12 protein-coding genes are annotated in these 11,965 nt (G+C 65.5%); 7 read left to right on the top strand and 5 right to left on the bottom strand.

Annotated elements, in window-relative coordinates:
• Positions 1–196 precede the first annotated feature (196 nt).
• From O3298_RS19445 to O3298_RS19435, 3 genes are all read left to right on the top strand, one after another.
• Positions 197–1,171, top strand: coding sequence for a toxin-antitoxin system YwqK family antitoxin (locus tag O3298_RS19445; protein ID WP_305060293.1), 975 nt, complete (start codon positions 197–199; stop codon positions 1,169–1,171).
• Between the two features lie 79 nt (positions 1,172–1,250).
• The gene (locus tag O3298_RS19440) at positions 1,251–1,745 is read left to right on the top strand and encodes a MarR family winged helix-turn-helix transcriptional regulator (RefSeq protein ID WP_099664914.1); all 495 of its coding nucleotides are present in this window, start codon (positions 1,251–1,253) and stop codon (positions 1,743–1,745) included.
• 76 nt (positions 1,746–1,821) lie between these two features.
• Positions 1,822–2,937: a toxin-antitoxin system YwqK family antitoxin gene (locus tag O3298_RS19435; protein WP_305060292.1), complete on the top strand. Its 1,116-nt coding sequence runs from the start codon at positions 1,822–1,824 to the stop codon at positions 2,935–2,937.
• On the opposite strand, the gene O3298_RS19430 is transcribed toward O3298_RS19435, so the two are convergent.
• Both O3298_RS19430 and O3298_RS19425 read right to left on the bottom strand, forming a co-directional pair.
• Positions 2,934–4,256, bottom strand: a complete 1,323-nt coding sequence (locus tag O3298_RS19430; RefSeq protein WP_251350804.1) for a chloride channel protein — start codon at positions 4,254–4,256, stop codon at positions 2,934–2,936. The two genes, O3298_RS19435 and O3298_RS19430, sit on opposite strands and share 4 nt — an antisense overlap.
• Positions 4,257–4,342: 86 nt before the next feature.
• Positions 4,343–5,266, bottom strand: coding sequence for a LysR family transcriptional regulator (locus tag O3298_RS19425; RefSeq protein WP_305060291.1), 924 nt, complete (start codon positions 5,264–5,266; stop codon positions 4,343–4,345).
• A gap of 97 nt (positions 5,267–5,363) precedes the next feature.
• On the opposite strand from O3298_RS19425, the gene O3298_RS19420 reads away from it, so the two are divergent.
• Positions 5,364–6,374: a zinc-binding alcohol dehydrogenase family protein gene (locus O3298_RS19420; RefSeq protein ID WP_305060290.1), complete on the top strand. Its 1,011-nt coding sequence runs from the start codon at positions 5,364–5,366 to the stop codon at positions 6,372–6,374.
• 19 nt (positions 6,375–6,393) lie between these two features.
• Here O3298_RS19420 and nhaR read toward each other — a convergent pair whose 3' ends face one another.
• Positions 6,394–7,293: a transcriptional activator NhaR gene (nhaR, locus tag O3298_RS19415; protein ID WP_305060289.1), complete on the bottom strand. Its 900-nt coding sequence runs from the start codon at positions 7,291–7,293 to the stop codon at positions 6,394–6,396.
• Positions 7,294–7,452: 159 nt separating this feature from the next.
• On the opposite strand from nhaR, the gene O3298_RS19410 reads away from it, so the two are divergent.
• Positions 7,453–8,415 (top strand): TerC family protein, encoded by a 963-nt coding sequence (locus O3298_RS19410; protein ID WP_305060288.1) that lies wholly within the window; start codon positions 7,453–7,455, stop codon positions 8,413–8,415.
• Between the two features lie 69 nt (positions 8,416–8,484).
• The gene (locus O3298_RS19405) at positions 8,485–8,886 is read left to right on the top strand and encodes a TerB family tellurite resistance protein (RefSeq protein ID WP_077401482.1); all 402 of its coding nucleotides are present in this window, start codon (positions 8,485–8,487) and stop codon (positions 8,884–8,886) included.
• Between the two features lie 6 nt (positions 8,887–8,892).
• Here the strand turns inward: O3298_RS19405 and O3298_RS19400 are convergent, their stop codons facing one another.
• A complete protein-coding gene (locus O3298_RS19400; RefSeq protein WP_099664910.1) occupies positions 8,893–9,246 on the bottom strand; it encodes a YnfA family protein in 354 nt (117 codons plus the stop codon).
• A gap of 45 nt (positions 9,247–9,291) precedes the next feature.
• Positions 9,292–10,455: a sugar diacid recognition domain-containing protein gene (locus O3298_RS19395; protein WP_305060287.1), complete on the bottom strand. Its 1,164-nt coding sequence runs from the start codon at positions 10,453–10,455 to the stop codon at positions 9,292–9,294.
• Positions 10,456–10,601: 146 nt separating this feature from the next.
• Between O3298_RS19395 and O3298_RS19390 the strand changes: the two genes are divergently transcribed.
• Positions 10,602–11,933 carry an MFS transporter gene (locus O3298_RS19390; protein WP_305060286.1) on the top strand — a complete coding sequence of 444 codons (1,332 nt, stop codon included), beginning with the start codon at positions 10,602–10,604 and terminating at the stop codon, positions 11,931–11,933.
• Positions 11,934–11,965 lie beyond the last annotated feature (32 nt).

Below are 11,965 nucleotides of genomic sequence, written 5' to 3'. Positions count from 1 at the left end.
CCATTATGATGGCCGCCGCACGATAACATTGCAACGGAACACAATGCACACACGACAGAAGACACGCGTGGCCCTGGCCGCTTTGCTGGGCATGGTCTTGGCCTCGCCGCTGGCGGCACAGGCACAGCCCGCAGGGCAAACGCCGACGCCAACGCTACAGGAGGAAGACCGGACCATGTATTTGGATGAAAATTTCATGCCCAGCAATCAGCGTGGCGCCGTGTATGCGCTGCGCACGCCGCCCGTGCGCGACGAGGCGCTGGGCGCCTGGCATGTGCGGCTGGAATTTCCCGACACGCCGGGCGTGCCGGCCTTTGAAACCTATGCCACGGACCTGGACTTGAGCCAGGTCAAGTTCGTGAAGTTTCGCAAGTATTACCATGAAAATGGCCAGCTGCTGCGCGAAACCTACTTCGATGCCCAGGGCGAGGAACTGCTTGGCGGCAGCGTGTACTTCGAGAATGGCCAGGTCCAGCAGCGGGTGACCGCGTTGCCGAACGGGCGCGACAGCATTTCGGAGACGTATCACCAGAATGGCCAGCTGATGAGTCGCACGCTGTATCACGGCGACGAGATGGCCGATGGCGAGCAAGTGTCGTATGGCGCGAACGGGGCCGTCAGCAACCGCTCGTATCGACGCCATGGCCAGATGGATGGCGTGGAGGAATCGTTTTATGCGGATGGCAAGCTGTTCCGGAAGGGGCGGTACGTCGATGGCCAGCGCGAGGGCGAGTTCGTCATGTACGCGCAGGATGGCAAGGTGCTGGCCAGCACCGTGTGGGTGCACGGCCAACCCGACGGCTGGTCGTTTGAAAGCCATGGCAATGGCGTCGTGTCGAACAAGACGCTGTACCGGAAAGGTGCCGTGCTCAGCTTGCAAACGTGGGCCCCGAATGGCCGGCCCGTGTTTGCCTGGCAGAAAGACGCGCAGGGGCGCGACCACGGCGACACGACGGATTGGCATGCCAACGGCGCGCGCGCCAGCGTGACCCCGTTTGTCGAAGGCCAGCGCCACGGCTTGCTGCAGACGTGGTACGACGACGGCAGCCTGCGCCAGATCGTGCCGTACGAACACGGCAAGAAGCACGGCATCGAGCGCCACTGGGACCAGGCCGGCAAGCTGGTGCTGGAGCAGGCGTGGCAAGCCGGAGAGCCAGTTTCCATGCGCTAGGAGTCGCCCGCCTTTGCAGGTATCATGCAGGGATTCCGGCCCGCCAGCAGGCGCGAAGCCGGCAGGATAACTGGAGGCAATGGTGGTGGAAGCGGAAGTTTCGGCGATGGCCAGGGCGCAAGGCATGGCCTTGCAAAACATGCGCGTCGTCATGCGCGCGGCGCAGCGCCACTCGGCGCAAATCGAAAAGCAATGCGGCGTGTCGGGCGCGCAATTGTGGGTGATGCAGGAATTGCTGGAACGGCCGGGCTTGCGCATGGGCGAGCTGGCCAGCAAGATGTCGATCCACCAGACGACGGCCAGCAACCTGGTCGAGGCGCTGGTCAAAAAAACCTATGTGCGCAAGGCGCGCGACCAGCCAGACCAGCGCGTCGTCACCCTGACCCTGACGGCGGAAGGGCAAGCCGTCATCGCCGGCGCGCCGCAGCCGGCGCGCGGCTTGCTGCCCAGTGCGCTGGCCCAGCTGGACCCCGACAGCCTGGCGCACCTGAACCAGGGCTTGAACGCCTTGCTGGCCGTCGTCGCTCCAGACGACAGGCAGGCGGGTATGCAGCCGTTTCCGTTCACCATGTAGTCACGCGCAAGCGTGTGGCGCACCGCCCCGCTTGCCCGTATCATCGGCGCCGTCGCACCGTTGATGAAAGCATGCATTGAAGATATACACTTCCGTTTTGCTGGCCGCTGTCCTGGCCGTTTCCCCGCCCGTTTCCATGGCCCACGCCCTGGCCACCCAGGCCTTGCCTGCCGAACCGTCGCCGGCCTCCCTGTATTTTGACGGGGATTACCAGCCCGTGGCGCCCGCCGCGGCCGTGTACGAGCAGCGCGCGCCGCTGCGCCACGATGCGGCCCGCCAGGCATGGCATTGGCAGCTGCATTTCGCGCAGCCGCCGGGCAAGCTGCACATGGATGCCTGGCTGCTCGGCACCGACGTGGCGTCGCCGCGCTACACCGGCCAGCGCAGCGTGTATTTTGCCGATGGCCAGCTGGGCCTGCTGGAAGAGCGCAACGGGGAGGGCGATTTCAATGGCGTGAACGTGGAATACTATGCGGACGGGACGGTGAAGAGCCGCAAGGCGTACCGCGACGGCGAGTACGACGGCTTGCACAGCCACTTTCATGCGAATGGCCAGCTGAGGCATGCCTTGCTGTACCAGGCGGGCCAGCCCGCCGATGGCGAATTCCTGAGCTTTGACGAGCACGGCCAGGTCAGCAACCGAGCGCATTTCGCCGATGGCGTGCTGACCGGTGAAGTGACGGCGTTTCATGCGGATGGCCGGCTGGCCGAGCGGGGACCGTATCTCGATGGCCAGCGCAACGGCTTGCACCAGGCCTGGTGGCCGGACGGCCGTGAAATGTCGCGCCTCAATTTCCTGCATGGCAAGCCGCAGGGCTGGTCGCTGCTGTATTTCGCGAATGGCCAGCTGGACCAGAAAAACCTGTTCGAGGATGGCGTCATGCTGAGCACGCAAAGCTGGCGCGACGATGGCACGCCGCTGCGCCAGCGCCAGCAGGATGAACAGGGCCGCGCGCAGGGCGAGGATAGGCAGTGGCATGCGAACGGTACGCTGGCCCGGCTCGCTTCCTACCGCGATGGCGAGCCGCATGGCGCGTGGCGCGAATGGCATGCGGACGGCTCGCCCCGCCACGCCGTGGACTATGCGCGCGGGCGCAAGCAGGGCCTGGAGCGGGCCTGGGCCTGCGACGGCACGCGCACCGTCTGCGAGTGGCAGGATGGCCGCCTGTTGCGCGCCTGCCGCAATTTCTAGTGCGGTGGCGCGGGCAGCCGTTGCAGCTGCAACTGCGCCAGCGCCCCGTACAGCGGTTCGCTGAGCACGCGCGACACCGTGCTGGCCACGACGGCGCAAGCCATCAGGCTGAGCACCATGCCGTGGCCGTCGACCATTTCCATGACAATAATGAAAGCCGTCAGCGGCGCCTGCGTGGCGGCGGCCAGGAAACCCACCATGCCCAGCGCGATCAGGGCCGGCGCGTGCGGGTAGTGCAGCAGTTGCGCAATGTCATGCCCGATGCCGGCGCCGATGGCCAGGGAGGGCGCGAAGATGCCGGCCGGCACGCCCGACCACACGGTCAGCCACGTCGCCACATATTTGAAGGCAACGAAGGCGGGCGCCACGTCGGACGAGCCTTCCAGCATGGCGCGCGTGGCCACGGTGCCGCTGCCGAACGTGGCGCCATGGCTGGCGATGCCGATGGCCGCCACCAGCACACCACAGACGGCGGCGAACAGCACGGGCCGGCCTTTTCTCCACGCGGATAATTTTCCCAGCGGATTGCCGCGGGCGGACGCCAGCAGCAGCCGCGCAAACAGGCCGCCGGCCACGCCCGCGACCAGGGTCACCAGCAGACCCGGCAAGGCCAGCGCCAGGCCGATGGGGCCGGGGTGGATGATGCCGAAGTGGGTGGCGTTGCCGTGGATGGACACGGCCATCATGCCGGCCAGCACGATGCCAGCGACGATGAGGCCGCTGTTGCGCTGCTCGGGCGAGCGCGACAGTTCCTCGATGGCAAACATGACGCCCGCCAGCGGCGTATTGAAGGCGGCCGCGATGCCGGCCGCGCCGCCCGCCACCAGCAGGGAATGGGCGCTCACCTGCGAGTGGCGGGGCAGCCAGCGGCGCGCGGCCAGCATCACGCCGGCCGCGATTTGCACGGACGGTCCTTCGCGTCCCAGCGAGAGTCCTCCCAGCAAGCCGCCCGCCGTCAGGCCGATCTTCGCGGCGCTGAGTTTCAACGAGACAAACAAGGAGCGCTGTTCGGGCGCCACGGCCGGGTCCAGTGTCGCCATCACTTGCGGGATGCCGGAGCCGGCCGCGCCCATGGCGTAGCGGCGCGTCAGCCAGACGAGCAGGGCGGCGCAGGCGGGCGTCCACAGCAGGGCGAACCACCAGGCCTTGCCGTTAAAAAACAGGAACAGGTCCAGCGCTTCCTCGGCCAGCCACGTAAAGCCCACGACTACGAGACCCGCGATGGCGGCCATGCCGACGACGACGGCGCGCGACCACCACAGGCGCGGGTTGGCAAATTCATGCTTGAAGGCAGAGGGAATATCGTGCAAGTGCTTCATTGCGGCAAGTCCAGGAAGGGGCGCGCAGGGCGTCGGGAAGACTTGCCATTATAAAGATATATTTGTCCGAATGTTTTTCCTCTGCCTTATTTGTGGGCAATTGACGACAACAGCTGCGCCTCGGCCAGGAAATCGACGAGCGCCCGCACTTTCGGCGCCAGGTGCGGCCCGGACGGCCACAGCAGCCAGCAACCGTGGGCCGGATGGCCGCTGATGGCGTAATCCATCAGCACCTCGATGAGGCTGCCGTCATCGAGTGCCGGGCGGACATAAAAGTCGGGCAGCCAGGCGATGCCCAGGCCTTGCCGGGCAAAGTGCAGCCGCGCTTCCACATTGTTGCAGATCATGGATAAAGGCAAGTCCGGCGCAGCCTCGCCTTCGTCCTGGCGCAAGCGCCACTGCTCCACCTTGCCGCTGTGGCGGAAGCGGTACTGCAGGCAAGCATGTTGTTGCAGCTCAAGGGGATGCTGCGGCGTGCCGTGGCGCGCCAGGTAGGCGGGGGAAGCCACGAGGCAGGAGCGGAACTGGCCCAGCTTGCGCGCGGCCAGGCGCGAATCGCGTGGTGCGCCGATGCGGATGACGGCGTCGAAGCCATCGCCGACGACGTCGGCCAGCGCGTCGGAAAAGTCCAGCTCCAGCGCGATGGCGGGGTGCTGCGCGGCAAAATCGGCCAGTGCGGGCAGGAACACGCCGCCCAGTTCCGGCAAGCCCAGGCGCAGGCGTCCCTGCGGCGCGCGCGCTCCCGCCAGTTCTTCCTGCGCCGCCTGCATTTCCGCCAGGATGCGTTCGCTGCGCGTCAAAAACAGCTGCCCCTCGGCTGTCAGGCTCAGCTGGCGCGTGCTGCGCTGGAACAGGCGCGCGCCCAGCCGCTGCTCGAGCCGGGCCAGGCTCTTGCTGACGGCCGACGGTGAAATGCCGGCCTGGCGCGCGGCGGCGACAAAGCTGCCCGCCTGGGCCAGTTGCACGAACAGGGCCACGCCGGAGAGATTATCTGTTTCCTGGTTTTGCATGATTCATGACAGTTTGGTCAGTAGTGAAACGCATTGAAGCATATTTTTCTTTGTTGCATGGCTGCTTACCATGGGCTTTTATTTGCGGGGGGTGGCAATGAAGACGATCGGTTTCAACAAGGGCAGCGGCGTGGGCGACGAGCATGGCTTGTTCGACGTGGAGGGGCCGATGCCCGTGCCCGGCCCACGCGACGTGCTGGTGCGGGTGCGCGCCGTGGGCGTCAACCCGCTCGACACCAAGGTGCGCGCCGGGCTGGTAGAAGTGCCTGAGCGTGTCGTGACCCTGGGCTGGGACGCGGCCGGCACCGTGCATGCGGTGGGCAGCGAAGTCATCCTGTTTGCGCCGGGTCAAGCCGTGTATTACGCGGGTTCGTTCGACCGCGCGGGCGCCAATGCCGAATATCACCTGGTCGACGAGCGCATCGCGGGGGCCATGCCGGCATCGCTGGACTTTGCGCAGGCGGCCAGCGTGCCATTGGCGGCGCTGACGGCGTGGCAATTGTTGTTCGAGCGCTTTGCCATCGCGCCCGGCGATACGCAGCCGCGGGGCAGCCTGCTGGTGCTGGGCGGTGCGGGCGGCGTCGGTTCCATGCTGATCCAGCTGGCGCGCCAGCTGACGGGTTTTACGGTGATCGCCACGGCGTCGCGCGGCGACAGCATGGCGTGGTGCCGCGCCATGGGCGCCCATCACGTGATCGATCATACCTTGCCCCTGCCGGTGCAGGTGGCGGCCTTGCACGTGGCGCCCGTGCGCCACGTCGCCGCCCTGTCGCACACGGCGCAGCATGCCGCGGCGCTGGTGGCGCTGATCGCGCCGCACGGCAAGCTGGCCGTCATCGACGACCACGATGTTTTCGACGCGGCGCCGCTGAAGGGCAAGAGCATCTCGCTGCACTGGGAAATGGTGTTTACGCGGCCGTTGTTTGCTACCGACGATATGCTGGAGCAGCACCGCATTTTGCAGCGCGTGGCGCGGCTGCTGGACGACGGCGTGCTGCGCCACACGGTGCGGCAGCGCCTGTCGCCCATGGATGCGGCCACCTTGCGGCGCGCCCACGCGCTGCTGGAGCGGGGCGGGCAGCCTGGCAAGATCGTCGTCGGCGACTGAACCGGCTTGCACGCCAGGCTTACACGAACAGCTCGCGCCGCGCGCTCTGGCTGATGGCGATGGTGGCCGGGTGGCTCAGGCGCCGTTCCGTGGTGATCGCATACACTTGCTCGACGAGGCTGTCGACCCGGCCCAGCGCCACCACGGCGTATTGCTCGCAGACCTGGGGCGCGATGACGGTGGGCGCGAAGAACAGGCCGGCACCGGACTGGCCGAAGGCCTTCATCATGGCGCTGTCGTCGAACTCGCCGACGATGCGCGGGTGCAGCTTGTTGTCGCCCAGCCACTGCAGCAAGCGCCCGTAGATGGCGAAGTCTTCGCCGGGCAGCAGCAGCGGCGCGCCATCGAGGCATTGCGGAAAGCCGCCCGACAGGGTGGCGGCCAGCGCCGGCGTGCCGAACAGGGTCATGCCGCTTTCGCCCAGCAAGTGGTTAAAGCCGCGCACGCTCAAGTGGGCCGGCATGGGACGGTCCGCCATGATCAGGTCCAGCCGGTGCACGGCCAGGTCCGCCAGCAGGCTGGCCAGCCGGCCTTCGCGGCAAATGATGCGCAGCGGCTCGGCCAGTCCCAGCGCCGGCGCGACGAGGCGGCAAGCGATCAGTTTCGACACAGAATCGGCGCAGCCCACGCGGAAGGTCGTCGTCGTGGTGCGCGACTGGTCGCGCACGATTTCCAGCAATTCATCGCCCGTGCTGAAGATGCTTTCGGCATGGCTGAGGATACGCCGGCCCGTGTCCGTCAATTCCAGCTGGCGCCCGCTGCGGCGGAACAGTTCCACGCCCAGGGTGTCGGCAAACTCGCTGAGCTGGCCGGAAATCGATTGCGGCGTCAGGTGCAGCTGCTCGGCCGCGCGCGCGATGCTGCCCGTCTTGGCCACCATCCAGAAATAGCGCAAGTGCTTGAAGTTGAGTGTGGACATGGTGTTTCCCGGAAAATAAATACATCGAATTTTTCGATGTATTCTTAAATTATATTCGATTTGTTCGATGTTTATAAGAAGGCTATGATGGCTGCTCAATTCATGCAAGGAGAGTGCCATGGACTTCAGAATACAAACAGAGCATTGCGGAGGCCGCCGATGAACGGCCTGGAAAGTATTGCAACGGCACCCATGTGGGCCGGTTTCATCGCCTTTGTCCTGGTGATGCTGGCGCTGGACTTGTTCGTCTTCGGCGGCAACAAGGCGCACAAGGTGGGCGTCAAGGAAGCGGCGACGTGGTCGCTCGTGTGGGTCAGCCTGGCCCTGCTGTTCAACGGCGGACTGTGGTGGTATCTGAACGGCACGGCCGGTCCCGAGATCGCCAACCAGAAGGCGCTGGAATTTTTCTCCGGCTACCTGATCGAAAAAGCCTTGTCGGTCGATAACGTGTTCGTCTTCCTGCTGATCTTCAGCGCCTTCCAGGTGCCGATCCAGTACCAGCGCCGCGTGTTGATCTATGGCGTGCTGGGCGCGATCGTCATGCGCGCCGTGATGATCATGGCCGGTGCGTGGGTGGTGAGCGAGTTCAGCTGGGTGCTGTACCTGTTCGGCGCCTTCCTGTTGATTACAGGCATGCGCATGCTGGTGGCGGCCGATGCGGAGCCGGACGTGGCGAACAACCCCGTGCTGCGCTTTGCCCGCCGCCACTTGCGGGTGGCCGACGGCGACCACGGCGAACGTTTCTTCGTGGCAAAGGGCGGTTTGCGCTATGTCACGCCGCTGTTCCTCGTGCTGATCCTGATCGAGGTGACGGACCTGGTGTTCGCGGTCGATTCGATCCCGGCGATCTTCGCCATCACGACGGACCCGTTCATCGTCTTCACGTCGAACCTGTTCGCCATCATGGGCTTGCGCGCCCTGTACTTCCTGCTGGTGGACGTGGCTGACCGCTTCCACATGCTCAAGTATGGCCTGGCGATGGTGCTGGTGTTCATCGGCGCCAAGATGCTGATCATGCCGTGGTACCACGTGCCGGTGGAAGCGTCCCTGCTGGTGGTGGCGGTACTGATCGTGTCGAGCTGCGTAGCCAGCGTGTTCATCACCCGCAGCGACAAGAAGTAAATGTTGTACGGCGCGCCCCGCCTGGCGGTGGCGTGCCTTTTAATTGACTAATAGAAAGAGTAGAAAATCATGCGTACCTATGAAGCAAACAGTCCCCAGGCAGCGGGACGTATCCTGGCCCTGATGATGGTGGTCGACGGCAACCTGGCCAGCGCCGAGCTGCAAGCCATGCATCGCAGCAAGATCCTCGAGCATATCGACCTGGAACCGGCAGCCTTCCAGCAACTGCTGCAAGACTTGTGCGACGACATGCTGACGTCGACCGTGCATGGTGCCGTGCAGCTGGCCCATGGCGTGATCGACAGCTTGCTCGATGAAATCACGGACCCGGACTTGCGCCGCAAGCTGCTGCAAGCCATGTGGAAGATCGCCGATGCGGACGACTGGCTGGCCGATGGCGAAGCCGTCTTGCTGGCCCGCGCCAGCGCGGCATGGTCGGCGGAAACAAACTTCCGCGCGCATGCCGCTTGAGGAAAATCAAGCCGCCTTGTGCCCCATGGCAATGACGGCGGCGCCGGCCAGGGCCAGGCCCACGCCGGCGATGTCGGTCCAGGCGGGCGTGACGCCGTCCACCAGCCACAGCCAGCCCAGCGCCGTGGCGATATAGATGGCGCCATACGTGGCATACACGCGGCCGCTGGCGGCCGGATGCAGGGTCAGCAGCCAGACGAAGATCAGCAGGCTGACGGCGGCCGGCAACAGCAGCCAGGCGCTGCCCTTGTTGCTCAGCCATAGCATGGGCAGGTAGCAGCCCAGCAGTTCGGCCACGGCCGTGACGGTAAACAGCCCGAAAGTGCGGGCAAGGCTGGTCCATTCGAAGGCGTCGTTCATGCTGTTCCTGTTGTGCGGTCAGCCGCCATTGTAGACGGGCCTGCGTCAATTCAGTTGCAGCGCGACATACAGCAGCAGGCGGTCATCCGTGTCGTCCAGGTCCAGCCCCGTCAGTTCGGCGATCTTTTGCAGCCGGTAATCGAGCGTGTTGCGGTGGATGTGCAGGGCCCTGGCCGTGGCCATCGGGTGGCTGTGGTGGCGGAACCAGGCGGCCAGGGTGCGCATCAGGGTGCCCGACTTGCGGTCGTGCGCCTGCAGGCGGGCCAGGGTCTGGCGCAATTGCTCCGCCTGCCAACCGGCTTGCAGGCCTGACAGCAGCACGGGCAGGCTCAGTTCCAGGTAGGAAAAAGTAGCTTGCCCGGCATCGCGGGCGCGTCCCACGCGCGCCGTCTGCTTCGCCGATTCATACGACGCCGTGGCGCCATCGAGGCCCGGCAAGGCCACGCCCATGGACAGGGTGGCGGGCGGCGTGAGCGCCTGCTGCGCCACCTGGTGCAGTTCGAGCAGGCGCTGCCTTGCCTGCGCCGCGCGCGCCTGCTGCGGGCCGCTGGCGGGAAAGGCGTCGAGCAGCACCAGTTCGCCCGGCGAGACGACGGCCATCAGCAGGGCGGGCCAGCGCGCCGACAGGTCGGACTGCACTTGCTGCAGCTGCGTCAGCACCTGGTCCAGCCGCTCGCCCGGACCTTCTCCCGCATCGGGTATTTCCAGCACGAACATGGCGCGCGGCACGCGCAAGTCCAGCGCCAGGCGCGCCGCCCACGCGTGCATGCTGGCATCGGAAATGCCCGTGCGGTACACGAGCTGGAACACGAATTCCTCGCGGTAGCGCTTTTCGTGCTGCAACTCGCTGACCAGCCGCGCCTGCTCCAGCATCATTTCCGCCATGGCCCGCACCAGTTCGCCGAACTGGCGCACGGCGTCCGGCTCGCCCGTCAGTCCCAGCACGCCGCAAATCTCGCCGCGCACCGTCAGGGGCAGGTTGATGCCGGCCCGCGTGCCCGGCAGCCTGGCCATGTCGGCCGCGCCGATTTCCACGCTGGCGTGCCGGGCCAGCGCCAGTTGCGCGCCCGGATGCAGGTCGCCCACGCGCTGCGGGTCGCCGCTGGCCAGGATCACGCCGCGCGCATCGATCACGTTGACGCTGAAGGGAATGATGTGCATGGTGCGCCGGACGATGTCCTGCGCCAGGGGGGGATCGATGCTCGGCATGGTGTTCACCTTCTGGTTTTGTGCATTTGCATGGAATCATCGGATTCAACACTATGTTTCTTCATGCATCCGCACGATGACTGTTTCTGTGGGCGATTGTACGATGGGCTGGTCGCATCCCATAAAAAAATAGTCAGGAGACACCCATGACCACCCATCCAGGCGCCAGCCTGTCCGCCGGCGTGTCCGCGCAGGACCGCGTGCGCGAAGGCGCCTACCGCAAGGTCACCTTGCATCTGATCCCCTTCATCTTCATCTGCTATCTGTTCAATTACCTGGACCGTGTCAATGTCGGCTTTGCCAAGCTGCAAATGCTCGATGCGCTGCAATGGAGCGAAAGCGTGTACGGCCTGGGCGCCGGCATTTTCTTCATCGGCTACGTGGCCAGCGGCGTGCCCAGCAACCTGCTGCTGCACCGCCTGGGCGCGCGCAAGGTCATCGGCACCCTGATGATCGCCTGGGGCATCGCCTCGGCCTGCCTGATGTTCGTCACCACGCCGGCCGCGTTCTACTCGCTGCGCTTCATCACGGGCGTGTTCGAGGCGGGCTTCTTCCCCGGCATCGTGCTGTACTTTACGAACTGGTATCCCGCTTCGCGCCGGGGCCGCATCATGGGCCTGTTCATGTCGGCCATTCCCATTTCCGGCTTGCTGGGCAGCCCCCTGTCGGGCTGGATGATGCAATCGTTCGCGGGCCACGGCGGTCTGGCCGGCTGGCAATGGATGTTCTTGCTGCAAGGCATTCCCACCGTGCTGCTGGGCTTTCTCGTGTATGTGCTGCTGAACGACGGCATCGCCCAGGCGAAGTGGCTCAATACGGAAGAAAAGCAGCTGCTGCGCGCCGACCTCGACGAGGACGAACGCCAGCGCCGCAACAGCGCGAATACGGCCGACACCTTCGCCAGCGTGCTGCGCAACAAGCACGTGTGGATGCTGGGCCTCGTGTATTTCTGCATCCAGATGGGCGTGTACGCGATCAATTTCTGGCTGCCCACCATCGTCAAGTCGCTGGGTTTCGCCAGCCCCGTGGCCGTAGGCTGGGTCAGCGCCATTCCCTACCTGTGCGCCAGCATCTTCATGATCTGGGTGGGCCGTTCGGCCGACAAGCACAAGGAACGCCGCTGGCACTTGAGCGGCCCCCTGCTGATGGCGCTGTGCGGCTTGCTGCTGGCCACCCAGGCGCACGGCAACGTGGTCGTCGCCCTCATCGGCCTGTCGCTGGCGACCATGGGCGCGCTGTCCGGCCTGCCCATGTTCTGGCCCTTGCCGACGGCGTTTCTCGGCAGCGCGGCGGCGGCCGGCGGCCTGGCGCTGATCAATTCGCTGGGCCAGGTGGCGGGCTTCGTCAGCCCCTTCCTCGTCGGCTGGATCAAGGATGCGACGGGCGGCACCGACGTGGCTCTGTATATTCTTTCCGCAGTCATGCTGCTGGGCGCCATACTGGTGCTGCGCGTTCCCGCGCGCATCGTGAACCGTTGAACGAAGCTGCAATCGAACCGGAGGAATTGACC

It is taken from the genome of Janthinobacterium sp. SUN137, from assembly GCF_030587265.1.
In the GTDB taxonomy this organism is placed as follows: domain Bacteria; phylum Pseudomonadota; class Gammaproteobacteria; order Burkholderiales; family Burkholderiaceae_D; genus Janthinobacterium; species Janthinobacterium kumbetense.
The sequence above is the reverse complement of the archived record's forward strand: the minus strand, read 5'-3'. Positions and strand labels throughout refer to the sequence as shown.

Bases quoted from the DNA above. Each gene is read 5' to 3' on its own strand.
- O3298_RS19445 (WP_305060293.1), top strand. From the start codon at position 197: ATGCCCAGCAATCAGCGTGGCGCCGTGTATGCGCTGCGCACGCCGCCC.
- O3298_RS19440 (WP_099664914.1), top strand. From the start codon at position 1,251: ATGGTGGTGGAAGCGGAAGTTTCGGCGATGGCCAGGGCGCAAGGCATG.
- O3298_RS19430 (WP_251350804.1), bottom strand. From the start codon at position 4,256: ATGAAGCACTTGCACGATATTCCCTCTGCCTTCAAGCATGAATTTGCC.
- O3298_RS19425 (WP_305060291.1), bottom strand. From the start codon at position 5,266: ATGCAAAACCAGGAAACAGATAATCTCTCCGGCGTGGCCCTGTTCGTG.
- O3298_RS19420 (WP_305060290.1), top strand. From the start codon at position 5,364: ATGAAGACGATCGGTTTCAACAAGGGCAGCGGCGTGGGCGACGAGCAT.
- nhaR (WP_305060289.1), bottom strand. From the start codon at position 7,293: ATGTCCACACTCAACTTCAAGCACTTGCGCTATTTCTGGATGGTGGCC.
- O3298_RS19410 (WP_305060288.1), top strand. From the start codon at position 7,453: ATGAACGGCCTGGAAAGTATTGCAACGGCACCCATGTGGGCCGGTTTC.
- O3298_RS19405 (WP_077401482.1), top strand. From the start codon at position 8,485: ATGCGTACCTATGAAGCAAACAGTCCCCAGGCAGCGGGACGTATCCTG.
- O3298_RS19400 (WP_099664910.1), bottom strand. From the start codon at position 9,246: ATGAACGACGCCTTCGAATGGACCAGCCTTGCCCGCACTTTCGGGCTG.
- O3298_RS19395 (WP_305060287.1), bottom strand. From the start codon at position 10,455: ATGCCGAGCATCGATCCCCCCCTGGCGCAGGACATCGTCCGGCGCACC.
- O3298_RS19390 (WP_305060286.1), top strand. From the start codon at position 10,602: ATGACCACCCATCCAGGCGCCAGCCTGTCCGCCGGCGTGTCCGCGCAG.